The sequence below is a fragment of the Salaquimonas pukyongi genome, from assembly GCF_001953055.1.
Lineage (GTDB): Bacteria > Pseudomonadota > Alphaproteobacteria > Rhizobiales > Rhizobiaceae > Salaquimonas > Salaquimonas pukyongi.
In genome coordinates this window covers 2,784,538-2,809,242 of record NZ_CP019044.1, presented here as the reverse complement: position 1 = coordinate 2,809,242, position 24,705 = coordinate 2,784,538, and the positions used below count along the sequence as shown (strand labels likewise).

Sequence of the window (24,705 nt, the reverse complement as noted above, 5' to 3'; positions counted from 1 at the left end):
GGCTATCCATCGGTGCCGTCCATCTGGTTGAAGCAGGCGACCTTGTGATCTCCGCTGCCTTCCAGTTCGGGCTCCACCTGGCGGCATTCATCCAGAACACGCCAGCAACGCGGGTTGAACGGACAGCCGGGAGGCGGATTTAGGGGAGAGGGCAATTCGCCTTCCAGCTTAATGCGCTGCTTTTCACCGGCCGGATCGGCCGATGGTGTCGCCGAGAGCAGGGCGGCGGTGTAGGGATGGCGCGGATTGGCGAAGACCGTTTCGGCGGGACCGGTTTCGACCGGTTTGCCAAGATACATGACCATGATGTCGTCCGCGATGTGGCGGACGACGGAAAGGTCATGGCTGATGAAGATGTAGGCAAGCCCCATCTCCTGCTGCAAATCCATCAGAATGTTGAGGACTTGCGCCTGAATGGAAACATCGAGCGCGGAAACCGGCTCGTCGAGCACGAGGATTTTCGGATTGAGCATCAGCGCGCGGGCGATGGCGATGCGCTGGCGCTGGCCGCCGGAAAACATGTGCGGATAACGCTCATAGTGTTCGGGCCGCAGTCCGACGCGTTCCATCATCGCAAATGCCTTTTGGCGTCTGGTGGCCGCATCGTCGCTGGTATTGATCTTGAGCGGCTCTTCCAGGATCGCTCCGACCTTCTGGCGCGGGTTGAGCGAGCCATAAGGATTTTGAAACACGATCTGGATTTTGCGGCGCAGTTCCGCATCCCCCAGCCGGACAGGTTCGCCATCGATGATGAGCTTACCGTCAGTAGGCTCCTCAATCATCGTAATCAGCCGGGCAAGGGTCGACTTGCCGCAGCCGGATTCTCCGACCACGGCAAGTGTCTTGCCGGCTTCAAGCGTGAACGAGGCGCCGTTGAGTGCCTTTACGGTGGCCTGATCACGGAACATGCCCTGATTGACGGTGTAATACCGTTTGAGGTTTTCAGCTTCGGCAACCACCTTGCTCATGCCGTAACCTCCTCATGCCCGGGATGGTTTTTCGGTTTGCCCTTTACAAGGGGATAGTTGCAGAGGGCGAAACCGAGTTTGGCGCCCTGCCGTTTCACTTGCCTGTCGCATTGCGCGGTTGCATAGCTGCAGCGCGGCGCGAACAGGCAGCCTGGAGGCCGGTCGTCCTGGCCCGGCACGACACCGGGAATGGAGGGCAGGCGGCCGCGGCGCAATGCCCGTTCGGGCAGAGCGGAAAGAAGCGCTGATGTGTAGGGATGATGGGGATCGGAAAACAGGCCCTTGACCGGCTGCTCCTCGACCTTCTGGCCGGCATATTGCACCTGTACCCGTTCGGCAGTCTCTGCAACGACGCCCATGTCATGGGTGATGAGAATAAGGCCCATGCCCTTGTCGCGCTGAAGGGAGACAAGAAGATCCAGGATCTGTGCCTGAATGGTGACGTCGAGTGCGGTGGTGGGCTCATCGGCAATCAGCAGTTTGGGATTGCATGAGAGCGCCATGGCGATCATGACGCGCTGGCTCATGCCGCCCGAAAGCTGATGAGGAAACTGGGAAAGCCGGTCTTCGGGTGCGGGAATGCCAACCAGATTTAACAATTCGATGGTGCGCTCGCGGCGGGCGGCGCGGTCCATGCCCAGATGCAGGCGCAGCATTTCGCCGATCTGGAAGCCGACGGTAAAGCACGGGTTAAGGCTCGACATGGGCTCCTGGAATATCATCGAAATGTCTCTTCCGATGATCTTGCGCCGCTGGCGGGCGCTTAGCGCCAGCATCTCGCGGCCGTCGAACTGCATGCGATCGGCGGTGACGGTAGCGGTCCAGGGCAGCAGGCCCATCAGCGCCAGCATGGAAACGGATTTTCCGGACCCGGACTCACCGACGATTGAAAGAATTTCGCTTTCATCGCAGGTGAGCGACACACCATCCACGGCCTTGAACGGACCGGTGGAGGTCTTGAAGCTGACGGTCAGATTTTCAATCTCTAGCAAGGCCATGGTTCAACTCTGCTTCAATTTGGGGTCGAGCGCATCGCGCAGCCCGTCGCCCATCAGGTTGATCGCAAGTACCGTTGTGAGGATTGCAAGGCCGGGGAAGGTCACCACCCACCAGGCGCGCAGGATGAATTCACGTGCTTCAGCCAGCATGGTGCCCCATTCGGGGGTTGGTGGCTGCGCCCCCATGCCCAGAAAGCCAAGAGCGGCGGCATCGAGAATGGCGGTAGAGAATGACAAGGTTGCCTGAACGATCAGCGGTGCCAGGCAGTTGGGCAGGATGGTGATGAACATCAAACGCGCAATGCCGGCACCGGCGACCCGTGAGGCTATGACGTATTCGCGTTCGCGTTCACTCAGCACTGCGGCACGGGTAAGGCGAACGAAATGCGGCTGCAGGATGAGGGCAATGGCGATCATCGCATTCATCAGGCCGGGCCCCAGAATGGCAACCAATACCAGGGCGAGCAAAAGGGAAGGAAAGGCGAGGATGACGTCCATCAGGCGCATGATCGCGGTATCGACCCAGCCGCGGAAGAAGCCGGCGACAAGGCCGACAAAAACGCCGACCGATACTGAAAGGGTAACCACAACAAGACCGATGAACAGTGAAAAGCGGGCACCGTAGATCAGCCTGGAAAGCATGTCGCGGCCTACGGCATCGGTTCCCAGCGGATAGGAAGTGCTGCCGCCTTCCTGCCAGAAAGGAGGTAGAAGCAGGGCGCCGCGGTTCTGCAGCGTGGGACTGTGCGGAGCGATAAGCGGTGCTGCAAGGGCTATCAGCACGATCAGCGCGAAGACCGCCAGGCCGATTACCGCGCCCTTGTTCTGGGAAAAGTAAAACCAGAACTCCTTCAGCATCGCGCGCCGCATGGCCCCTGCGGTGACCGGAGCGCCGGTGGCGGTTGGGCTGGAAGGCTGGCTGTTGGTTGCTGTCATTGTTCGCCGTCTTCCTATCGCCGTATCCGCGGGTTGATGAGCCCGTAGAGCATGTCAACCAGCAGGTTGACGATCATGATGATCGCCGCGATCAGCAGCAGGCCACCCTGCACCACCGAGTAGTCGCGCTTGAAGACGGAATCCACCATCCATTTGCCGATGCCCGGCCAGGAAAAGATCGTCTCGGTCAAAATGGCGCCGGCGAGAAGTACTCCGACCTGAAGGCCGATGGTGGTGACGACCGGGATCAATGCGTTGCGCAGGGCATGTATGCCGATGACGCGAAACGGCGAAAGTCCCTTGGAGCGGGCAGTGCGCACATAGTCTTCACCGAGCACCTCAAGCATGGCAGAGCGCGTCTGGCGGGCGATGACGGCCAGAGGGATCGTTGCCAGCACGATCGTAGGCAAGACAAGATGGCTGAGCGCTGATGTGAAGGCGCCTTTCTGGCCGGACAGAAGGCTGTCGATCAGCATGAACCCGGTTACCGGTTCGAAATAGTAAAGCAGCGAGATGCGGCCCGAAACAGGGGTCAGTTGCAGCATGCCGGAAAAGAAGATGATCAGCAGCAGGCCCCACCAGAAGATCGGCATGGAATACCCGACCAGGGCTGCGCCCATGATGGACTGATCAAGCCAGGAGCCGCGCTTTACCGCAGCGATGATGCCGGCGGGAATGCCGATGGCGGTGGCGACGATGATGGCGCAAAGCGACAGTTCGATCGTCGCCGGGAAAAGCGTGAAAAACTCCTCGAGCACCGGCCGTTTGGTGACGATGGAGGTGCCGAAGTCACCCGACAGGATGTCGGCGGCATAGTTGAAATACTGAACGAAAATGGGCTGGTCGAAACCATAGAGCGTTTGCAGTTGTTGATAGCGCTCTTCGGTCATGCCGCGTTCTCCGGCCAGAAGCAGGATCGGATCCCCCGGCAGCATGCGAATGAAGGCAAAGGCAACAATCGATACTCCGATGAAGGTCGGGATCAGCAGTGCCAGCCGGTATAGAAAAAAACGAAACATCCGGTTTTCAGTCCCCAGCCACCGGCGCCACCTGTGCAGTCAAGGCTGCCGGCATTGGCAAACCGGGGCGGAATTTCTTCCGCCCCGGTTCGAAGGGTTTGGTTTTGCCGATTACTCGGCGAGGTCCACGCCGTCGAACCAGTGGCCGCCCAGCGGGTCCATCACATAACCGGTAACCTTCTTGCTCATCGGCATGAAGACGACCGAATGGGCAATGGTTGCCCATGGGGCTTCCCGCTTGAAGACGACCTGAGCTTCTTCATAGAGTTTGGTGCGTTCTTCCTGCGAGCCTGACTTTGCCTTCTTGATCAGGCCGTCAAACTCCTCATTGCACCACTGTGCACGGTTGGAGCCGCCCACGGCGTCACAACCCAGCAGGACAGCCAGGAAGTTGTCCGGGTCGCCATTGTCGCCGGTCCAGCCAAGCAGGACGGCGCCATCGCGGTCTTCCGCTTTCGAGCGCTGCAGATACTCGCCCCATTCATAGGACACGATTTCCACGGTCACGCCGATCTTGGCGAAGTCTTCCTGGATCAGCTCGGCCATGCGGCGGGCATTCGGGTTGTAGGGACGCTGCACCGGCATTGCCCATACTTTCATGGAAAGATCGCTGACGCCTGCCTCTTCCAGCATCGCCTTGGCGCCTTCCGGATCGTATGGGTCATCCTCGATGGCATCGTTGTATGACCACATGGTCGGCGGGATCGGGTTCTTGGCCGCCTGGCCTGCTCCCTGGAATACCGCGTCGAGAATGGCCTGCTTGTTGATGGCCATGTTCAGCGCCTTGCGCACCTTGGCATTGTCAAACGGCGCAACCTTGGTGTTGTAGGCAAGATAGCCAACGTTTAGGCCCTGCTGTTCCATCATCTGCAGATCGGCATTGCCCTTCAGCGCTTCAATGTCGGCAGGGTTCGGATAGGGCATGACATGGCATTCGCCGCTGGTCAGCTTCTGCTGGCGCACCGAGGCATCGGTGGTGATGGCGAAGACCAGATCGTCGATCGGCTGCTTGCCGTCCCAGTAGTCGGCAAATGCCTTGTAGCGGATGACCGCGTCAGGCTGATAGGCGACGAACTGGAACGGGCCCGTGCCCACCGGCTTCTGGTTCATGTCTGACTTGTTGTCCTCTCCGGCCAGCTTGTCGGCGTATTCCTTCGAAACGATCGAAGCGAAGTCCATGGCAAGGTTGGCGATGAACGGAGCTTCCGGGCGGGTCAGCACGAACTTGACCGTCATGTCGTCGACCTTTTCGATCGACTTGATGAGATCGGGCATCGACATGCCGTTGAAGTATTCCCAGCTCGCGCCGTCCACATAGGTGTGATACGGATTGTCCTTGCTGAGCTGACGTTCGAAGGAGAATACCACGTCGTCCGCATTGAATTCGCGCGACGGGGTGAAGTAGTCGGTGGTGTGGAATTTTACGCCCGAGCGCAGTTTGAAGGTATATTCGGTGCCATCGTCGGAAACTTCCCAGCTTTCAGCCAGGCCAGGCTTCACCTGCGTGGTGCCGCGTTCGAACTCAACCAGTCGGTTGTAGATCGGCTTGGAAGAAGCATCGAATGTCGTGCCGGCCGTATACAGAGCCGTATCGAAGCCTTCCGGCGAGCCTTCCGAGCAATAGACAAGCGTTTTTGCGCTTGCACCCGTCGCCAATCCCGTAGCGAGAATGGTGGTGGCAAGCAGTGTCTTGATCTTAGTCATGTTGATAGGTTCTCCCAGTGAGAATTACTTTTTTGATTGTTACACACCGCCTGGAAAAGGCAGCGGGTTGCGACGTTTGTCGTGCAACATTGGTTGAAAGAAAGCCCATTCCACGGACAAAAGCAACAGGCTTTGTGGAATATGCAATATAGGCGGGCAGTTTGAGGGAGCTCTCTTATAACGAGAAATACAGGTAGAAAAAGTCTTTTAAAATCAGGAAATTACGTTCACCCAACTCATCATGCCAGCCGCCTGGTGAGACAGCATGTGGCAGTGAAACATCCACTTTCCGGGATTGTCGGCGACAAAGACAATTTCGCGTTTTTCCTGCGGCATTACCAAAATCGTGTCGCGCAAGGGACCGGGCGTTTTGTCTTTCACTTCCTGAAAATGGTGGCCGTGCAGATGCATGGCATGCGGCCATGCGGTCTGGTTTGACAAGAGCATGCGGACCTCTTCCCCGAGGTCAAGATCGGCAAGGGGCCGGTCGGGCATTCCCGCCACGCCGTTGAACGCCCAGGCCATGCCCTGACCGATCAGTTCGCGCATGGAACGGGTCTTTCCGTCAGCTGTTCTGGCAGCTGCCATCCGGCCCATTGCACCACCTTCCATGACCAGTTCAAGGGTTCTGGCGTTCTTGAGCGATGGCACGGCAACCGGATTGGGGGGCAGGGATTGAGGAGCAGGGCGAAGGGTTGTTCCGTCCCTGCCGCTAACGGAAAAGGCGGCGAGCGAAAAAGTGCCCTGACGTTCGATGGACGTCAGGTGAGCCGTTTCCCCGGGTTCTGCAGCAATGTCGGCGAACAGGTCAGCGCGCTGAGCCGGTGCCAATACTATTTCGGTAAGGGCTTCGGGCTTTTGTAGCGGCATGCCGTCCAGCGCCACCACGTATCCCGTCAAGCCCTTTGCACCCAGACGCAGAATGCGGTCCGAGGCGGCGTTGATGATGCGCAGCCGCAAGCGCTGACCGGTTTTTGCCGGCGTCCTGAATTCGGGAAGACCGTTGACCGTCAGGTGATTTCCGATCCGGCCGGCATGGGCCATGTCATGCATGTTGGCAAAATCCGCTACGATCTGCGCTTCTTGATCGAGCCGCCAATCCTGAATCAGCAAGGTCAGGTCTTCATCGACATCCGGCGCTTCGTGTTCTTCCACGATGAGCGGACCGGACAGCCCGCGCGCCACCTGTTCCAGCGAGTTGCGATGGGGATGATACCAATAGGTTCCGGCATCCTTTGCCACGAAGTCATATGAAAACTGCCCGCCGGGTGCCACCGCTTCCTGGGTAAGGCCGGCTGCGCCATCCATCGCGTTTTCCAGCCGGATGCCGTGCCAGTGGATTGTGGTCGGCTGATCCAGCCGGTTTACGAGAACCCGTCGCAGCCTTTCTCCCTGCTGAAGCCGCAAGGGGGTGCCCGGTACCATGCCGTCATAGGCCCACACACCGGTTTGCCCATATTCGGCAGGAACCAGCTGGGCCGTCGACGGCTTTGCTTCTATGGTGATATCCTGCGCAAATGCCGCCTGCGGAAACGTTGGTACCGCCATGCCCGCCGCCGCGCCTGCAATGAATTTCCGGCGGGTTATCATGGATGGGGACTTGCCTGCTGATGACATGCTCGACCTTCAAAAACGCCGTTGCTCTGCCACACCAGGGCTGAAAGCAATTCCTGCCGTCATGGGGTGCAGGCCCCTAATTGCCTAACCGTACAGAGGCGCTGGTGCTGTTCTCAGCGCTTGAAAAACCCATGCCGTCGAGAATCAGGTTTGCCCCAACGGCAATGACGAAAATCGCAACAAAGGCAAAAAACATGGCTTTCATGTGAGCCCTCCCGGGTCATCTGGTTGCTTCCTTCAGGAAATCCACAAGGTCTTTTCTGTCCTGTGGTCCTGTTATGCGCTGCATGGGCATCTTGCTGCCCGGAACATAGACGTCCGGCCCCTCGGCAAACAGCAGGTCGACGGTGGTTTCGTTCCATACCACTTTTGAGTTCACAAGGGTATCGGAGTAATTGTAGCCGGGCAGCGTGCCGGCCTTTCTGCCAAAAAGCCGATGCAGGCTTGGCCCGGCTTTCCGCGCGCTGCCGCCGGTCAGGGAATGGCAGATCGAACACTTGCGCGCGAACTGCCGTTCGCCATTGTCCATTTCCCGCGGAGAACGCAAAAAACTCGGCGTGCTTGCCGCCATCGGCTGATGTTCCGAGAGGCTTTCGATTGGCCAGGCATAAACGATGTTCTCGATCCCTCCTGCAAGAATCGTACTGCCATCCGGGCTGAAGGCAAGCGCCCAGATAGGGCCCCTGAGTGCTGCCTTGAAATCGCGTTCGATGCGCCAGTTCCGTGTTTCGAAAACGGTGATATAGCCATGCCCGTCCCCGGTTGCGAGCCGTTTCCCATCGGCGTTGAGCGCCATTGAGAGGATGGGCCTGCGATCAAGGGTAAAATCCTGGATCTCCCTGCCGCTGCCAAGGTCGATGATGCGGGTGATACCATCGACCGTGCCATAGGCAATCCACCGTTCCTTGCCGGCATCATCCTGCCCGCCAAGTGCAATCACGTTGATGCCGAAACCGTTCTGGACCAGGATCTGTTTTGCGCTTTTCGTGGTGAGGTCCCAAAGACGGATGGTGCCGTCAACAGAGGCGGAATAGAGCGTTCTGCCATCTGAAGAGAATGCGAGTGCGTTGACGCCGGCGGTATGGCCCTGGAGAAAGACCGGTGTGTTGGCGCCTTCTTCCTCATCTGGCTGATCGAGCGGCCATAAGCCAATGCTGCCGTCCCAGCTTGCCGAAGCAAGCAGGCGTTTGTCCGGCGAAACGGCAAGGTCAATGACCTTGCCCTTGTGGCCTGCCAGGCGCTGATGGCTGCCGGTAGCCAAATCCCAGATGACAATGGAGAAGTCGTCACCACCCGATGCCAGTTTGTCCGGGCCGATGATTTCGACCACGTTGACGGCGGCTTCATGGCCTTCCAGCCATTTCGGATTGCGCTGGCGCCAGAGACCGACGGAATTGTCGAAGCTGGCCGAGGCGACATCTCCGGTATGGGCCGAAACGGCGACGTCCATTACCGGACCGCCATGGCCTTTCAAGGTGTAGAAGTCGGCAGCTTGTGCCTTGCCCATAACAAGGAACAGCGAAAGGATTGCCGCAATGGCGGAAAACACACCGTGAGGGGGCACTGCCATGTCCAAGAAAACGCCGCTTGGCTCCCTTTCTGTGTATTCAGCCGTGCAGCCTTGTGGCCCGGCTCGCAATGCCTGCTATTCGGCCGGAGCAGGTTTTCCGGCAGCTGCCTTGCGTCCCTTGGCTGATTTTACTTCATCCACCCACAGGCTGTGGTGTTCGCGGGCCCACTGTTCTTCCACCTCGCCGGAGCCCATGGCGTCAAATGCGCCTTCCATGCCGACCGAGCCGATGTAAATGTGGGCGATCACAATGGCCATCATCAGAAACGCGATGATGGCGTGCCAAAGCTGGGCATATTGCATCTCTTCATGGGGAGCCAGCTCGGAGCGCAACTCGCCCAGGCCGATCAGCTGCGGAACGCCGGTCGCATTCAACGTGTCGAACGTTGCTGCAAACATCGGCAATTCAAAGGGAAAGAGCAGCGAAAGACCGGATGCCGACACTGACACGCCAAGCAGGATCACCGACCAGAAAATCAGCTTCTGCCCGGCATTGAATTTCTTTGCCGGAGGGTGAACGCCCTTCTTGAACAGGCCGCCGCCCTTGGCCAGCCAGTTCAGGTCCGTGCGGTCGGGCAGGTTGTGCACAATCCACATGACGAACACCATTATCAGGGCAAGCATGAAGGCCCAGGACACGTTGTTGTGTATCCATTTGGAACCGATGGCGAGGGTAGCGAATGCATCCTTGCCGATCAGCGGAATGAGCGCAGAGCGGCCGAACAGGGTGATCAGGCCGGTAATGCCGAGCAGAATGAACGAGCCCGCCAGCAGCCAGTGTCCAAAGCGCTCAACTGTTTCAAACCGGGTGATCGTGCGTCCGGTCTTCTTGCCGTCGATACGAATGCGGCCACGGATCAGGTAGAACAGGATGAGGAGGGCAAGCGTTGCAAGCAGCAGATAACCGCCCCACTTTGCCAGCGGGCCCTGGCGCCAGTTGAGCCAGCGCATACCGCCATCCTGCATCAGGACCGTTGCCACTTCACCGCCGCTGGAGACGGTGATGTCTGCAGAACCGTAGCGCAGCGCCCGCCACAATTCTGGATCCGATGCACCGCCCAGCGTGCCCAGTTGAGAAGCGATGCCCGCCGCAGTGTCCGGATCGCCGGTTGCGCTGCGGCGGAACGAATCGTCGATCATTTCGCCGCGCTGGCGCTTGAGGATGTCTTCAAGTGTCTGCGCACCACCGGTCGATGACCGGTCGGCGCTTTCACCATTGCCCGTTTCCTGGGCCATCGCCTGGAAAAACAGGGCCTGGAAAAACAGGCCGATCACAAAGACAAAGGCAAGTGTGAGCCGAGCCATGTCCGGTCCCCTTATGCTCATCATTCGGTATGGTTCGCTATGGTACGGGCGGAGCGGCCGGCAAGGCCGTTCCGCGTTTGTGCCATGGCTGCCCGAGGCAATGGTGGTTGCGCGGCGCCGGTGTGGTCAGCCGCCCTTCTGGCCATAGGCCGTACCCCATCCCCAGGCGCCGGAACCAAAGCCGCGGGCGACGACACGCTCACGGTAAATGCCCGAGACAACGTCGCCGTCGCCGGCAAGCAGTGCCTTTGTCGAGCACATCTCCGCACAGATCGGCAGTTTGCCTTCTGCAATACGGTTGCGGCCGTATTTCTGGAATTCCGCCTGGGAATTGTTCTCTTCCGGACCGCCGGCGCAGAAAGTGCATTTGTCCATCTTTCCGCGCGAGCCGAAATTGCCGGCCTGGGGATATTGCGGCGCGCCGAAGGGGCACGCATAGAAGCAATAGCCGCAGCCGATGCAAAGATCCTTGGAGTGGAGCACCACGCCGTCATCGGTCTGGTAGAAGCAATCCACCGGACAGACCGCCATACACGGCGCATCCGAACAATGCATGCAGGCCACGGAGATCGACCGTTCACCGGGCTTGCCATCGTTGATGGTAACCACCCGGCGGCGGTTGATGCCCCATGGCACTTCATGCTCGTTCTTGCACGCTGTGACACAGGCATTGCACTCGATGCAGCGTTCGGCGTCACAAAGGAATTTAGCTCTAGCCATCGTGATCTCTCCTTATGCTGCGGTGATTTTGCAGAGAGTCGCTTTCGTCTCCTGCATCTGGGTTACCGAATCATAGCCGTAGGTTTGAGCTGTGTTGCTGCTCTCGCCCAGGACATAGGGGTCGGCGCCGTCGGGGTACTTGTCCCTGAGGTCCTTGCCCTCGAAATGGCCGCCGAAGTGGAACGGCATGAAGGCAACGCCTTCACCGACCCTTTCGGTAACCATGGCCATGACCTTGACCTTGGCGCCTTCGGCCCCCTCGACCCAAACCTGCGAACCGTCGCGCAGACCCAGATTGTTGGCATCGCGCGGATTGATCTCGACGAACATATCCTGCTGCAATTCAGCCAGCCACGGGTTGGAGCGGCTTTCCTCGCCACCGCCCTCGTACTCGACGAGCCGCCCCGAAGTCAGAATGATCGGATAGTCTTTCGAGAAATCCTTTTTCTGGATCGAAGCGTAGAGGGTCGGCAAGCGGTAGAACTTGCGGTCCTCATAGGTCGGATAGTCGGCAACGAGATCGCGCCTTGGCGTGTAGAGCGGCTCACGATGCAACGGCACCGGATCGGGGAAGGTCCAGACCACGGCGCGCGCCTTGGCGTTGCCGAAGGGAGCGCAGCCATGCTTGATGGCAACGCGCTGTATACCGCCCGACAAGTCGGTCTTCCAGTTCGTTTTCGGTCCGGCAACGGCATCGATCGCAGTCCTCTCATCATCGGTGAGATCGCCATCCCATCCCAGGTCCATCAGCATCTGCATCGTGAACTCGGGATAACCGTCCTGGATTTCAGCACCCGGATTGTAAACGCCTTCGGCAAGCAGGTTGTCGCCGTCGCGTTCCACGCCGAAGCGGGCGCGGAAACAAAGGCCGCCTTCGCCTACCGGTTTCGACATGTCGTAGAGGTTCGGTGTTCCCGGATGCTTCATTTCCGGCGTCCCCCAGCAAGGCCAGGGCATGCCGTAATACTCGCCATCATTGGGACCGCCAATCGCCTGCAAGGTTGTCCTGTCGAAGGTATGCTGGTTGGCCATGTGCGACTTGATACGCTCTGGCGACTGGCCGGTATAGCCGATGGTCCAAAGCCCGCGGTTGAACTCGCGGGTGATGTCCTCGATGTTCGGCTCGTCGTTTTCTCCCATTTCGATGTTGCGGAGGAAGCGGTCTGCCCAGCCGAATTTCTTGGCGAACTTGGCCATGATCGTGTGATCGGGCAGGCTTTCGAAAACCGGATCGACCACCTTGTCCCGCCACTGCAGCGAGCGGTTGGACGCGGTTACCGAACCATAGGTCTCGAACTGGGTAGAGGCCGGCAGGAGATACACCCCGTCAGTGCGGTCGTGAAGCACGGCGGAAACGGTCGGATACGGGTCGACGACGACCAGCATGTCGAGCTTTTCCATCGCGGTTTTCATTTCCTTGCCGCGCGTCTGGGAATTGGGGGCGTGGCCCCAAAGCACCATGGCCCGAACGTTGTTCGGCTGATCCATGTTGTCCGGCTCTTCCAGGACACCATCGATCCAGCGGCTGACCGGAATGCCGGTCAGGTTCATGAGGTTCTTGTCCTTGCCATCGGCGCCTTTCACCGTGGCAAACTGACCCTTGAGCCAGTCCGGATCTTCCTCCCAAACCCGTGCCCAGTGGCCCCAGGCACCTGCTGACAGGCCGTAATAGCCCGGCAGGGTGTGGCTCAGGACTCCAAGGTCCGTTGCGCCCTGCACGTTGTCATGGCCGCGGAAGATGTTGGTACCGCCGCCGGAAACGCCCATATTGCCAAGCGCCAGCTGCAGAATGCAGTAGGCGCGGGTGTTGTTGTTGCCATTGGTGTGCTGGGTGCCGCCCATGCACCAGATCACGGTGCCCGGACGGTTGTTGGCCAGGGTGCGCGCAACGCGCTTCAACTGGCTGCCCGGCGTGCCGGTAACGCGTTCGGTTTCTTCCGGCGTCCACTTGGCGACTTCGGCGCGGATCTGATCCATGCCCCACACGCGGGTGCGGATGAACTCCTTGTCCTCCCAGCCATTGTCGAAGATGTGCCACAAAATGCCCCAGACCAGGGCGACGTCGGTTCCCGGCCGGAAACGGACGAATTCATCGGCATGGGCGGCGGTGCGCGTAAAACGCGGGTCGCAGACAATGAGCGGTGCATTGTTCTGCTCCTTGGCCCGCAGCACGTGCAGCAGCGAAACCGGATGGGCTTCGGCCGGATTGCCGCCGATGATGAAAATGGCTTTCGAATTGTGGATGTCGTTGTAGGAGTTGGTCATGGCGCCGTAGCCCCATGTGTTCGCAACGCCTGCAACGGTGGTGGAGTGACAAATGCGGGCCTGGTGATCGACGTTGTTCGTGCCCCAATAGGCAGCAAACTTGCGGAACAGATAGGCCTGCTCATTGCTGTGCTTGGCCGAACCGAGCCAGTAAACGCTGTCGGGACCGCTCTCGTCGCGGATTTTCATCATGCCATCGCCGATTTCGTTGATGGCTTCTTCCCAGCTGATGCGCTTCCACTCGCCGCCTTCCTTCTTCATCGGATATTTCAGGCGGCGTTCGCCATGGGCGTGTTCGCGTACCGAGGCACCCTTGGCGCAGTGAGCGCCCAGGTTGAACGGGCTGTCCCAGCCGGGCTCCTGCCCGACCCAAACGCCGTTGGAAACTTCGGCAATGACGGTACATCCCACCGAACAGTGGGTGCAGACGGATTTTACGGTTTCCACAGCACCGCTCTCGGCATTTTGTGCCTGAGCTTTTGTAACCGAACCACCGGTTGCGGTAATCGCGGCCAAGCCGCCTACCGCAATTCCCGAACCCTTCAGAAAGGCCCGGCGGTCAACCGGTTTGCTGACCGTTTCGTGCAGGATACTTGCACCCTGGGGGCGTCGCGCAACCCCATTGGTCTTTTTCCTAAGCATGGTTTCCTCCTGTAACGGCAATCAAGCGCCGTGGAGCCTGTTTTGATCCGGCCACCGGGCGTCACGCAACCATCGGCCGGGGTTAGCAGGGTCCGGTTCTAGAACCGGGCACTGTCGTAATAGGCGCGGGTATGCTCGGTGTCCTGGATCGTTTCCGATGCAGGGTCGGGCACCGCAGCCCGGGCTTCAGCGCCCATGGTGCCGGCGGCAGCAACCGCGGCAGGCGCAGACAAGGCAGCCATTTTAAGGAAGTCGCGGCGTCCCTTGCCCTTCTCGGAAATCGCCTCGCTGGATTTGCTCATAGAGGATAACCCTCCCTTCTTTTTCTGGCGGTTGCCCGCCGATCAGCGATAAACACAACTCAACGCGTCAGCATCCGGAATGCTTCCTCCTCGATTTCCATGAATTGCCGGCCGATTGTGCCAACCGCTGCATAGAAAACCGAGGATTTGGAAGCCTCCAAATCGGTATAAAAGTGCACGGCCCAAGGGGCGATATGGGCATCGAAAAACTGTTTTTGATCCTCAAGCGGCGTTACCGTGCCGTAACGGCCGACAATCATTCCGCCCATCATTTCCATTAACGAGGCCATGCCGTCCTCCGGTTCGTGCTTGCCCTGCGCCCGGGCAATGCCGCGCCCTGCCATGTCGCCACGCAATTTGGCGAGCGGCTTTTCGTTCAGGAAACCGGTGAGATAATAACTGGCAAAGGGCAGCAGTTCGCCCCGGCCAAGACCAATGAAAAGGGTGTTGTATTCGCGTTCAGCCGTTTCGGCTGTCGTCACCCCCGCAAGCCGGGACAGGGTGTCCATCGATTTGCCAAGCGGTGTAGGGCTGCTCTTGAGAGCTGCTATCTGATTGAGGAGAGAGGCATCAGCAGGTTTTGCCAGAAGCAGGCCGAGGAAATCATACAGATCGGCGCGTGCCTGATCTTCAGGATCGACAAAGTGCAGCTTTTCAACTGCCGACATTCAGCCTGCTCCTCCCATCGCATCGTGGTGGCCACAGGCTTACGGCTTTGTAATTCTACCAGTTTGAGTGTGTTACGAGTATGTGAACCGCATTCTTCGTCTCGGGTTCACCCGTTCTTCACTGTCTTTTTCGCCTGCTGCTGACCGTGCTTGTTCTTTTGCGGGTGCGACATTTTCGCCTGATTCAGTTTGCAATGGAAGGTCTGAACCGGTCAATAGGTCATTTCCTGTTTCTTTTCCGGGACTTTCCGCAGCGTCAGGCGTTGATTGCTGCACCATGTTTTCCTTCGAGCCGTCGCCTTCTTCGTCTGTTTCCTCGGCTCGCTTTTCCTCTGCCAGCTTCATGACGTGTTCGAGCATTCCCTTGCCAACCTGATAGGTGGTCTGAAGGTTATCGATGACGTTTGCCTTGTCCGTGTAGTCCTCGCCATAATCGATCAGGCCATCGAGATTGGCGAGTGTGGGGTTAACCGCCCAAAGCCGGCGCAGGGCGCGGCGGCGCAGGCGCTGTGGTACGGCGGTTGCCAGAAAGGCAGAAAAATCGTCGCCTTTCTCAAGTTCGTCGGGGTTTGGAAGCCCCAGTTCCTCCAGAATCTGTGCTTCGGACTTTTCCTCCGTCTGCGTCTGCCGTTTTGCTCCGGCTTCAGCTTCGATGCTCTGCTTTTCTTCTTTTTCGGCTTTGCGCACTGCTGCCTTGCGGCGGCTCCAGAAATCGCTCCCTGTCTTTCCCGGCCTGCTCATTGCAACCTCTTGCCCCGTCTTGACCCGGGTGTGCGGTAGACATCGGTCAATTGGCGGATGCGTGCGTCGCCGACGCCGTCCTCTATCTTGCCGGTGTTCGCCTTGTCGCGGCGCCGTTTGATAAACCGTTCGTCTTCATGGTGCTGACGGACGAATTTATCGATCCAGGCAATGACCCCCGGTGGCATCGGTACTTTCTCGACGATTTCCTCGCCGGTATCGGCGTAGTCCTGGCCTTCGTAGGGAGAAGCGGTGACCAGCAGGACTTCCATGGGCCGGGCCGGGGAGTCGCTTTCGCGCAGGACGACATAAAGCGAGGGTGTCTTTTCGGACAAGGCGGTGCGGTAGGCTTCCGTGTCGGTGCGGTGAAGTTCAAGCGGCAGGGTCGCTGCGTGGTATTCGACGGCATTTTCTTCCTGCCGCAATATCTGCCATTCCGCTTCGCCTGCGCCGGGCAGCACGGAGACGGGTTTCCATACCCATTTTGCCCAGCGGGTAACGCCCGGCAGGCGGCGGATTACGATGCCCATCGGCATGGATTGGGATTTCGAGGTCTCCAATTGCACCACTTTGCGTGTCCTGTGCGGCCGCATCCGCGCAGCCGGTGTTATTTCAATCTGCTAGGAATTGGCACCGATTGTAAAGACTTGACACGGACCGCCTGACGCAACCTAGATGGCGGGCATGTGTTTTAATGCGGCAAGGGCAGAGTTGCCTCTTCCCGCTCAACTGGAAGGCCGGACATGGCGGAGCGAAAGCTCATTTTGTGCAATTGCCTGGAAAGCCAGACGATTGATCCGGGAAAACTGGAGGAAGCGACCGGGATCGCCTGTTCGCGCGTTCATCATGCGTTGTGCATGGAGCAATCCTTGCTTGCGGCAAAGGCAATAAAGGCGGGCGGAGCGATCATCGCCTGCCAGCAGGAACGGCATTTTTTCGAGGAACTGGCAGACGAGCTCGATGCTGAAATGCCCGATTTCGTCGATTTGCGCGATCGTGCCGGCTGGTCGCAGGATGAACGCCCCGTTGCGCCCAAAATGGCGGCTCTGGTCGCCGATGCGATGCTGGAAATTCCCCCAACCAAGGTGAGGGATGTTGAATCTGCCGGCTTGTGCCTGATCCTTGGCGACACCGCTGTGGCGCTGGGTGCTGCCCGGCAATTGTGCGATGTGCTCAACGTCACCGTACTGCTGGAGCCGGGCGCCGAGGCGGATAATGGCGATGATCGCCGCTTTGACGTGGTTCACGGCAGGCTCGCTGGTGCCAGTGGCGCGTTTGGAGATTTCCAGGTCAGGATCGATGCCTTTCAGGAACGCATTCGCGGCGGCCGGGGCGAACCTGTGCTGACCTCTCCGAAAGATGGCGCGCAATCGGTCTGCGACATCATTCTCGATCTTTCCGGCGGAACGCCGCTTTTTTCTGCACATGAAAAGCGGGAGGGCTATCTGCGCGCCGATCCCAAACGCGCGGAAGCGCGCCTTGAAGCAATCGTGGAAGCCTCCCAGCTTGTGGGCACGTTTGAAAAGCCGCTTTATGTGCGGCTGGACCAGCCGCTCTGCGCCCATTCGCGGGCACAAAAGACCGGGTGCACGCGCTGCCTCGACCTTTGTCCTGCCGGCGCGATTTCGCCGGCGGGCGACCATGTTGATGTCGACGCGATGGTTTGTGCTGGCTGCGGCGCGTGTTCGGCTGTCTGCCCGTCGGGGGCGATCTCCTATGACGCACCACCGGTTGAAGCCGTGTTCAAGCGCCTTGAGGTATTGGCAGGCACTTGGCGCAGCCTTTCCAAAGACGCACCACGGCTGCTCGTTCACGATGCCGGTTTCGGGGCGGAAGCCATCCGGCTCAGCGCACGTTATGGCAGGGGCTTCCAGCAGATGTAGTTCCAATGGAAACATCCTCGCTGGCAGCATTCGGCCATGCGGAAATGCTGGCGGCACTGGCAAGCGGTTTTTCAACCGTGACGCTGCTGATATCGCCAACGACCGAGGGAGAGGGGCTTTCCTATGAGGCCGGTTTGGCCAACGCCATTGCCGGTGGCGAGCGGGCGGCGCTGATTGAGCCGGCGGAGCCCGATGCGCTTGAAAACCTGCTTTGGGCCGAGGCCGTGCCGGATGTGACCTGTGAGCCGGTTCTGCCGATCGGCACCCGGCGACAGGTCACCCGGCTTTCGGCCAAGGCGCTTACCGGGGAAGATGCCGTTATCGCCCTGCCGGAAAGGGCGCCCTACGGTTCGCTGGATGTCGATACCGAAGCCTGCACGCTTTGCCTTTCCTGTGTATCGCTTTGCCCATCGGGCGCACTTGCCGACAATCCCGACTTGCCGCAATTGCGCTTTCAGGAGGATGCCTGCCTGCAATGCGGCATCTGTGCAAATGTCTGCCCCGAAAATGCGATTTCACTCACACCGCAACTGAATCTTTCAAGCGAGGCGCTGTCGCATCGGGTCGTGCACGAGGAAGAACCGTTTGCCTGTATCGAATGCGGCGCGCCGTTCGGCGTTCGCTCCACGGTGATGCGGATTACCGAAAAGCTTGCCGGAAAGCACTCGATGTTTGCCAGCCAGGATGCGATCCGAATGATCCAGATGTGCGATGATTGCCGGGTCAATGCGGCCTATCACTCAAAGAACAATCCGTTTGCCGCCGGGGAGCGGCCAAGGGTACGGACGACGGAAGACTACCCGTCCAAGCGGCGCGATCACTGAATTCCGGAATCTTGTGTGCAGACGCCGGCTATTGAACTTTCAGGGGCGAGCCCAGTTCGGCCGGCTCGATGGTCTGTACAAAGGCGAGGATCGCCTCAATGTCCTTCAGCGACAGTTCCAGCGGTGCTATCGGCGGCGGGCGCGTTTCACCGAACGGCTCGGTGATATTCTCAACCAGGGTGAAGGATGGGTGCGGGTTGAGGGAGTAGAACGCTTCGAAACGGCTGGACCAGTCGGCAAAGCCGCGCATCAGGGCAAAGGAGGGCGTCGAGCCGATCGTGGTCATCCGGGTTTTTTCATTGACCATGTGGCAGCGCCCGCAATGGCGTTCGGCAAGGCTTTCACCCAGAACGGCATCGCCGGTGAGGGCTGTAACCGCCGCCTGTTTTTTGCGGGCAGCGGCAGGATTGAACATCTGCTGGCCTTCAACGGCAAAGGAGGCAACCGTTCGCCGCCCGATTTCGCCGAACAGCCAGTCTTCAAACCTGGTTGCTGTCTTGTCGCCCCGCGAGATCTCCAGATACCAGTCGTTGCGCGGACCGGAAAAGGCCAGCCTCCCCCTGCCGTCGGAGTTAAGGTGAATGGATGCCGGTTCGCCTTCGCCGGCCAGCTTCATCCTGATGCCGGTTTTCAGAGAAAATCTGGGAATGAGGTAGTTCAGCAGCCCGGTTTCGGTCAGGCTTGCAGGGGCGCTGAACCGCAGGATGCCGTCTTCGGCCAGTAATTGCGGCACGCTCCATGTCTGCATTGCAAGCGCCAGCATGGCTACCGCGCCGCTGCGCATGGCACTTCCTCCCATGCTGCTGGTAATGTCCGAACCCTAAGGTTATATGAGCCTTTCCGTCAACTTGGCGCAAAAAACGACAGGAGATACCGGTGAGCGAAGACTTCAACATGTCCATGCGCAAATTCCTGAAACAGGTGGGTGTGACCTCCCAGCAGGCGATCGAGGAAGCCATGCGGAAGGCCGGCGACACGTCCGGAAAAACCTACCAGGCCAAAATGGTATTGACGATAGAAGCCCTTGACCTGAAGCATGAGGTTAATGGCGAAATCGAGGGACAGGCCTGAGGTGGCGCTGGGACGTGATGCCGTCCTTGAAAGGCTGAAAACGGTTCTCGACCCGGCAACGGGCGAGGACATCGTTTCTGCGGGCATGGTGCGTGCCTTGCAGGTCAGTGCTGACTCTGTCCGCTTCGTTTTGGAAGTTCCGCCGGACCGGGCCGATGAAATGATTTCAGTGCGCGATGGCGCCGAGACTGCGCTTTCGGGGCTGGAGGGCTGCAGCTCGGTGCAGATAGTGATGACGGCCCATTCGGCAACACCCAAGGTGGAAGCAAAGCCGGAGCCGGAGCCCATTCGCCCCGAACCGGGACCTGCGCCATCGGGCCCGCAGGCAGTGCCGGGGGTAAAGCGCATTCTTGCAATCGCCTCCGGCAAGGGCGGTGTCGGCAAGTCGACGGTTGCCGCCAATCTTGCCTGTGCGCTTGCTGCAGAAGGGCGCAAGACCGGCCTGCTGGACGCCGATGTGTACGGCCCGTCCCAGCCGCGCATGCTCGGTATTACCGGACGGCCATCCTCGCCCGATGGCAAGACCATATTGCCGCTGCGCAATCATGGCGTGACGATGATCTCGATCGGGCTGATGACCGACGGAGACAGGGCGGTTGCCTGGCGCGGGCCGATGCTGATGGGCGCATTGCAGCAGATGATGAGCCAGGTGCAGTGGGGTGCGCTCGATGTTCTGCTGGTCGATCTTCCGCCTGGTACCGGCGATGTGCAGATGACATTGGGCCAGAAATTCAAGGTGGATGGCGCCATCATTGTTTCCACGCCGCAGGACATTGCCCTTCTGGATGCCCGCAAGGGGATCGACATGTTTCAGCAGATGGGCATTCCCATTGCCGGCATGGTCGAAAACATGTCGACCCATGTCTGTTCCCAATGCGGTCACGAAGAACATCTCTTCGGTCATGGCGGGGTCGCGGCAGAGGCGGAGAAGCTGGGCGCTCCGCTGCTGGCGGAAATTCCGCTGCATCTTGACATCAGAACCGCCGGGGATGGTGGCGCGCCGGTGGTGGTAACACATCCCGGTTCGCGGGAGGCGGAAGTCTTTACCTCAATGGCCCGCAGTCTGGTAAAGGACGGTTACGCATGAGCGAACCAACCTTCCCCCCATTGTTTGCCGGAGAGGCGCTGGCTGGCCGTGCCGACCCGTTTGAGCGGGCAAGGGCACAGGCCATTGCCGGGTGCGATCCCGGCACGGTGATCTACAATATCTCCGATCAGGCGCTTCATGCCGCCCTCATTCTAGGTCCGGAAGTGGCGCTCGAGGACGCGATGGCGATGATGCCAGCCTGTGGGGTGGGATTTCAGAACGCATTGGGTTCGCTGGCCCCGCCGGAGGTGGCGGTGCATCTGGAGTGGGACGGCAAGATCCGCGTCAACGGCGCGCAGTGCGGGATGCTGAAAGCCTGCGCGTCCACACAGGAAGGAGCGGCCATACCGGACTGGCTGGTGATCGGTTTGCAGCTTGACCTGTTGTTTGAAAGCGATGCTCCCGGCGAAGACCCGGACCGCACTGCGCTGTATGAGGAAGGATGCGCTGATGTGGAGGCCACCCAATTGCTGGAAGCCTGGGTACGCCACACGCTCTACTGGATCAGCCGGTGGAGCGAAGAGGGCGTTCGGCCCCTTCATGTGGCCTGGCGGGAACTGGCTCACGAAATGGGCGAACCTGCCGAATTCTGCGGGGTTTCGGGGGTGTTTGTCGGTGTGGACGAACAATTCGGTGCCTTGCTAAGGGATGGGGAAACAACCCATCTTGTTGCCCTCAGCCGTTTGCTGGAGAATTGAGCGATGAAGCTCGCCCGTGCCATCCATCTCGATGAAAGCGACCGGAATGTTTTCTACTCACCGGCACAAACCGGGGAATGGTGTATTGCCGGCGGGTTCGAGTTTTCTGATTGGATGCAGGCCGATCTCGTTGGCAAGGCCCGGCAGGCGTTTTCCAATGGCTGGCTGGGGCTGGAGACCTTTGGCAGAGTGACCTTTGTTGCCGTGACCCCGGTTGAGGCGGGCGAACTCGATGTGCTGGCAGAAAGGCTGGCCCAGCATTTCGTGGATGTTTATGGCGCGCCGGATACCGAAACGGCAAAACCGGCGGCACTGGAAGAGTTGAACTTCATGGCAGAGCTTTGCGAAGAACATCCCGTCAACACGCTGCTGACGGTACAGCGCGAACTTGCTGACGAGGGGGTCCGCGAGAGCTTTCGTGCCATTGAGCCACAGGCAGCCGAACTCGAACAGGTCGCTGTTCACGGCTCACTTGATGAATAGGCCATGACGGAATTCCTGACCACCAAGGAGGTTGCCGACCTGCTGCGCATCAAGGAGCGCAAGGTTTACGATCTTGCCTCAACCGGCTCACTTCCCTGCACGCGGGCCATCGGAAAACTGCTTTTCCCGCGTGACAAGATCGAGGCATGGCTTGCCAGCAATTCCGAAATGCCTGCTGTGCCTTTGCAAGCCTCAACTACCATTCGGCCGGACGTATTCCTGGGCAGTCACGATCCCCTGCTTGAGTGGGCGATCCGGGAATCGCGCTGCGGGCTTGCCATGCTGTTCGACAGCAGCCGCGACGGGATCGAACGCTTTGCCGATGGTGGCGGCATTGCTGCCGGTATTCACCTTCCCGGTGGGAAAAAAGGCGAATGGAATACAGGCGAAGCCGGGGCCCGTTTTGCTGCCAGCCCGGTGGTTCTGGTCGAGTGGGCCAAACGCCAGCGGGGACTGGTGCTGCGCCGCGATCTTTCGCCGGTGCCGGAGACGCTCGCGCAGATCAGGGGATTGCGGCTTGTTGCGCGTCAGGCGAAAGCGGGCTCGCAGATGTTTTTTGAGCAACTGCTTGCCGAAGCTGGCCTAGCCTCGTCCGATGTGGCGTTCTGCCGCGAAGTCCTGAGCGAGCAGGATGTGGTGCAATCCGTTGCGGCGGGCAGGGCCGATGCGGGGTTTGCACTGGCAAGCCTTGCCAGCAGTTTCCAATTGCCTTTTGTGCCGCTGGGCGAGGAACGGTTCGACCTGCTGGTTGATCGGCGCGCCTGGTTCGAAGCACCGTTTCAAACGTTGCTGGCATTCTGCAGATCAGCGTCTTTTCGCGATAAGGCGGATGAGCTGGGCGGTTATGATGTTTCAGGCTTTGGCAGTGTCCATTTCAACGGGGCGTGAAAAGCATTAACCTGCCGCAGAATCTGCACTGGGAAAGAAGAGCTGCTGCCCGTCCACACGATAGGCACGGATTGCATCCTGGCCCTCCGGTGACAGCAGCCAGTCGATGAATGCCTGGCCTTCTGCCTGTTTTACCTCAGGGCATTTTTCCGGATTGACCAGCATGACGCCATAGGGGTTGAACATTGCCTTGTCGCCCTCAACGAGGATTTCATGTTCGCCCTTGTTGCCAAAGCTGATCCAGGTGGCGCGATCGGTCATGACATAGGCTCCCATGCCGATACCGGTGTTCAGCGTTGCCCCCATGCCGGAACCGGTGGAACGGTACCATTCGCCGGCCGGTTCCAAGCCGGCAGCCTTCCACAGTGAGACTTCCTTTTTGTGGGTGCCGGAATCATCGCCGCGCGAGGCAAAGGGGGATTCGGCTTCGGCAATCCGGTTCAGCGCCGCGGTGACATCTTTCATTCCCTTTAGGCCAGCTGGGTCTGCCGCGGGGCCGACGATGACGAAATCATTGTACATCAGGTCGAAACGCTGAACCCCGTAACCGTCCTCAACGAACTTCTCTTCGGCTGCCCTGGCGTGGACGAGCAGCACATCTGCATCGCAGTTGCGGGCATTTTTGATCGCCTGCCCGGTGCCGACAGCAACCACATGGACCGTGATGTTCGATTTGCCGGTAAACAGGGGAAGCAGATGGTCATAGAGACCGGAGTTGGCTGTCGAGGTGGTCGACTGTACCAGGATCGATTTTTCCTGGGCTGAGGCAGCACCGGACAGGGTCAGGGAAAAGGCGGTGGCCAGGACAAGTTTATGGATATTGCGCATCATGTTCTCCTGTGGTGTGCGGCAAATGGCACCGGTTTCATGGCAGGCGGCCTTCCAGATAGGCAGCTGCCGGGCGGGTTTTCGGGTTTGCAAAAAAGGCAGCGGCCGGTGCCTGTTCAAGCACACGGCCGTGATGAAGAAAGACGATCTCATCGGAAAGGCGGCGGGCCTGGCCGACATCGTGGGTGACCATGATAATCTTGGTGCCCTCGGCACTGGCAGCCAGAACGGTCTGCTCGATGGTGGCGACGGATGCGGGATCGAGACTGGCCGTTGCCTCGTCCAGAAGCAGCACATCCGGCTGACAGGCAATTGCCTGGCAGAGCGCAAGGCGTTGCTTTTCACCACCCGACAGCAGACGGGCAGGGCGCTGTTCCAGGCCGGAAAGCCCGACACGCGCCAGCGCTTCCATTGCCTGGTTCTTGCTGTGAATGCCCCGGCTTGCCAGCGCAAATCGAAGATTGTCGAATACCGTGCGGCGCAAAACAACGGGCTTTTGGAACACCATTGCCTGGCGGCGGCGCGTTTCGGCGGACAGCGGAATGCCATCCCACAACACGTTTCCGCCGGAGGGTTCCAGCAATCCGTGCAGCAGGCGCAGAAGGAGGCTTTTCCCGGCGCCGTTATAGCCGGCAATGGTGGTAATGCCGCCGGGAAGAAATTCAAGATCGATTGCGTCAATCAACCTGCGCTCACCTGCCCGGTAAACCAGCCCCTTGCAGGAAAGCGCGTGCTTTCGGGTGTTTGCCGCATCTCCCACCATACCGACCCGCTCAAGCATAGCCGAGCCTTGAGGCAGACAGCCTGAGGCTTGCCACCATGGCGTTTACCGCCAATGCGATCACCAGCAGCACGATGCCGAGTGCTATGGCCAGTGACAGATTGCCCTTGGAAGTTTCAAGCGCGATCGCCGTGGTCATGACGCGGGTCAGATGTTCGATATTGCCGCCTACGATGATCACGGCGCCCACCTCTGCCACCGAGCGCCCGAAGGCGGCCAGTGCCACGGTAATCAGGGAATAGCGCCCGTCCCAAAGCACTGCGCGGGTTTGTGCCGGCATGCCAAGACCGAGGGAGGCGAAGTGATCGCGGTATTCCTCATGCAAATCCTCCAGCACCTGACGGGAAAGGGCGGCAACGATGGGTGTGATGAGAATGGTCTGGGCGATGATCATTGCCGTGGGCGTGTAGAGCAGGCCAAGCCAGCCGAACGGTCCGGCACGAGACAGGTTTAGATAGACGAACAGGCCGACGACGACCGGTGGCAGGCCCATCAGGGCATTAATCAGGATGATGCATCCCTGGCGGCCGCGAAACTCCGAAACAGCCAGAAAGGCGCCAAGGGCAAGGCCGAACACGCAGGACAGGGCCGTGGCCGAAAGGCTGACACGCAGGGAAAGGCCGATGATTTCGATGAACCCGGAGTCCATCGTAAGGATCTGCGCCAATGCGTCTCTGATTTCTGATGCAAAATCCTGCATAATTTCC

26 protein-coding genes are annotated in these 24,705 nt (G+C 59.4%); 7 read left to right on the top strand and 19 right to left on the bottom strand.

Going from position 1 to position 24,705, the window contains the following annotated elements; genetic code table 11:
• Positions 1-2: 2 nt before the first annotated feature.
• The 15 genes from BVL55_RS13505 to BVL55_RS13440 all read right to left on the bottom strand — a co-directional run bounded on the left by BVL55_RS13505 (position 3) and on the right by BVL55_RS13440 (position 16,024).
• On the bottom strand, positions 3-968 hold the full coding sequence (locus BVL55_RS13505) for a peptide ABC transporter ATP-binding protein (protein WP_075997342.1): 966 nt from the start codon (positions 966-968) through the stop codon (positions 3-5).
• Positions 965-1,966: an ABC transporter ATP-binding protein gene (locus BVL55_RS13500; RefSeq protein WP_075997341.1), complete on the bottom strand. Its 1,002-nt coding sequence runs from the start codon at positions 1,964-1,966 to the stop codon at positions 965-967. The genes BVL55_RS13505 and BVL55_RS13500 overlap by 4 nt, the downstream gene beginning before the upstream one ends.
• Positions 1,967-1,969: 3 nt before the next feature.
• The gene (locus BVL55_RS13495) at positions 1,970-2,836 is read right to left on the bottom strand and encodes an ABC transporter permease subunit (RefSeq protein ID WP_244530652.1); all 867 of its coding nucleotides are present in this window, start codon (positions 2,834-2,836) and stop codon (positions 1,970-1,972) included.
• Between the two features lie 80 nt (positions 2,837-2,916).
• Entirely contained in the window at positions 2,917-3,921 is a 1,005-nt protein-coding gene (locus BVL55_RS13490) for an ABC transporter permease subunit (protein WP_075997339.1), read from the bottom strand.
• A 111-nt stretch (positions 3,922-4,032) separates the two neighbouring features.
• Complete coding sequence (locus tag BVL55_RS13485; RefSeq protein ID WP_075997338.1) at positions 4,033-5,625, bottom strand: ABC transporter substrate-binding protein; 1,593 nt, start codon at positions 5,623-5,625, stop codon at positions 4,033-4,035.
• Between the two features lie 213 nt (positions 5,626-5,838).
• Entirely contained in the window at positions 5,839-7,173 is a 1,335-nt protein-coding gene (locus BVL55_RS13480) for a multicopper oxidase family protein (RefSeq protein ID WP_244530515.1), read from the bottom strand.
• 145 nt (positions 7,174-7,318) lie between these two features.
• The gene (locus tag BVL55_RS17235) at positions 7,319-7,447 is read right to left on the bottom strand and encodes a hypothetical protein (RefSeq protein WP_280161447.1); all 129 of its coding nucleotides are present in this window, start codon (positions 7,445-7,447) and stop codon (positions 7,319-7,321) included.
• Between the two features lie 15 nt (positions 7,448-7,462).
• Entirely contained in the window at positions 7,463-8,812 is a 1,350-nt protein-coding gene (locus BVL55_RS13475; RefSeq protein ID WP_083649542.1) for a c-type cytochrome, read from the bottom strand.
• A gap of 75 nt (positions 8,813-8,887) precedes the next feature.
• A complete protein-coding gene (locus BVL55_RS13470) occupies positions 8,888-10,117 on the bottom strand; it encodes a formate dehydrogenase subunit gamma (RefSeq protein WP_075997336.1) in 1,230 nt (409 codons plus the stop codon).
• Between the two features lie 126 nt (positions 10,118-10,243).
• Positions 10,244-10,837: a formate dehydrogenase FDH3 subunit beta gene (fdh3B, locus tag BVL55_RS13465; protein ID WP_075997335.1), complete on the bottom strand. Its 594-nt coding sequence runs from the start codon at positions 10,835-10,837 to the stop codon at positions 10,244-10,246.
• Between the two features lie 12 nt (positions 10,838-10,849).
• Complete coding sequence (locus tag BVL55_RS13460) at positions 10,850-13,744, bottom strand: formate dehydrogenase subunit alpha (protein WP_075997334.1); 2,895 nt, start codon at positions 13,742-13,744, stop codon at positions 10,850-10,852.
• Between the two features lie 98 nt (positions 13,745-13,842).
• Positions 13,843-14,046 (bottom strand): twin-arginine translocation pathway signal protein, encoded by a 204-nt coding sequence (locus BVL55_RS13455; RefSeq protein WP_075997333.1) that lies wholly within the window; start codon positions 14,044-14,046, stop codon positions 13,843-13,845.
• 59 nt (positions 14,047-14,105) lie between these two features.
• On the bottom strand, positions 14,106-14,714 hold the full coding sequence (locus tag BVL55_RS13450; RefSeq protein ID WP_075997332.1) for a TorD/DmsD family molecular chaperone: 609 nt from the start codon (positions 14,712-14,714) through the stop codon (positions 14,106-14,108).
• A gap of 72 nt (positions 14,715-14,786) precedes the next feature.
• Positions 14,787-15,455: a DUF3306 domain-containing protein gene (locus BVL55_RS13445; protein WP_075997331.1), complete on the bottom strand. Its 669-nt coding sequence runs from the start codon at positions 15,453-15,455 to the stop codon at positions 14,787-14,789.
• A complete protein-coding gene (locus tag BVL55_RS13440; RefSeq protein WP_205410806.1) occupies positions 15,452-16,024 on the bottom strand; it encodes a DUF3305 domain-containing protein in 573 nt (190 codons plus the stop codon). Before BVL55_RS13440 ends, BVL55_RS13445 begins: the two co-directional genes overlap by 4 nt.
• Before the next feature lie 174 nt (positions 16,025-16,198).
• On the opposite strand from BVL55_RS13440, the gene BVL55_RS17125 reads away from it, so the two are divergent.
• Both BVL55_RS17125 and BVL55_RS17120 read left to right on the top strand, forming a co-directional pair.
• Positions 16,199-17,338, top strand: a complete 1,140-nt coding sequence (locus BVL55_RS17125) for a 4Fe-4S binding protein (RefSeq protein WP_205410805.1) — start codon at positions 16,199-16,201, stop codon at positions 17,336-17,338.
• A gap of 5 nt (positions 17,339-17,343) precedes the next feature.
• Positions 17,344-18,162 (top strand): 4Fe-4S binding protein, encoded by an 819-nt coding sequence (locus BVL55_RS17120; protein WP_205410804.1) that lies wholly within the window; start codon positions 17,344-17,346, stop codon positions 18,160-18,162.
• Between the two features lie 28 nt (positions 18,163-18,190).
• Here the strand turns inward: BVL55_RS17120 and BVL55_RS13430 are convergent, their stop codons facing one another.
• On the bottom strand, positions 18,191-18,946 hold the full coding sequence (locus tag BVL55_RS13430; RefSeq protein ID WP_075997330.1) for a c-type cytochrome: 756 nt from the start codon (positions 18,944-18,946) through the stop codon (positions 18,191-18,193).
• A 92-nt stretch (positions 18,947-19,038) separates the two neighbouring features.
• Here BVL55_RS13430 and BVL55_RS13425 point away from each other — a divergent pair, with 92 nt between their 5' ends.
• From BVL55_RS13425 to BVL55_RS13405, 5 genes are read left to right on the top strand one after another with little or no spacing between them, the layout of a single operon-like run.
• Entirely contained in the window at positions 19,039-19,233 is a 195-nt protein-coding gene (locus BVL55_RS13425; RefSeq protein WP_075997329.1) for a DUF6494 family protein, read from the top strand.
• Entirely contained in the window at positions 19,208-20,320 is a 1,113-nt protein-coding gene (locus tag BVL55_RS13420; protein ID WP_205410803.1) for an Mrp/NBP35 family ATP-binding protein, read from the top strand. The genes BVL55_RS13425 and BVL55_RS13420 overlap by 26 nt, the downstream gene beginning before the upstream one ends.
• The gene (locus tag BVL55_RS13415; RefSeq protein ID WP_075997327.1) at positions 20,317-21,018 is read left to right on the top strand and encodes a biotin/lipoate--protein ligase family protein; all 702 of its coding nucleotides are present in this window, start codon (positions 20,317-20,319) and stop codon (positions 21,016-21,018) included. The genes BVL55_RS13420 and BVL55_RS13415 overlap by 4 nt, the downstream gene beginning before the upstream one ends.
• 3 nt (positions 21,019-21,021) lie before the next feature.
• A complete protein-coding gene (locus tag BVL55_RS13410; RefSeq protein ID WP_075997326.1) occupies positions 21,022-21,501 on the top strand; it encodes a DUF6505 family protein in 480 nt (159 codons plus the stop codon).
• A gap of 3 nt (positions 21,502-21,504) precedes the next feature.
• Entirely contained in the window at positions 21,505-22,389 is an 885-nt protein-coding gene (locus BVL55_RS13405) for a substrate-binding domain-containing protein (protein ID WP_075997325.1), read from the top strand.
• Between the two features lie 6 nt (positions 22,390-22,395).
• On the opposite strand, the gene BVL55_RS13400 is transcribed toward BVL55_RS13405, so the two are convergent.
• From BVL55_RS13400 to BVL55_RS13390, 3 genes are read right to left on the bottom strand one after another with little or no spacing between them, the layout of a single operon-like run.
• Positions 22,396-23,220: an ABC transporter substrate-binding protein gene (locus tag BVL55_RS13400; protein WP_205410802.1), complete on the bottom strand. Its 825-nt coding sequence runs from the start codon at positions 23,218-23,220 to the stop codon at positions 22,396-22,398.
• A gap of 34 nt (positions 23,221-23,254) precedes the next feature.
• Positions 23,255-23,998, bottom strand: a complete 744-nt coding sequence (locus tag BVL55_RS13395; RefSeq protein WP_244530514.1) for an ATP-binding cassette domain-containing protein — start codon at positions 23,996-23,998, stop codon at positions 23,255-23,257.
• Complete coding sequence (locus BVL55_RS13390; protein WP_244530513.1) at positions 23,991-24,647, bottom strand: ABC transporter permease; 657 nt, start codon at positions 24,645-24,647, stop codon at positions 23,991-23,993. Before BVL55_RS13390 ends, BVL55_RS13395 begins: the two co-directional genes overlap by 8 nt.
• Positions 24,648-24,705 lie beyond the last annotated feature (58 nt).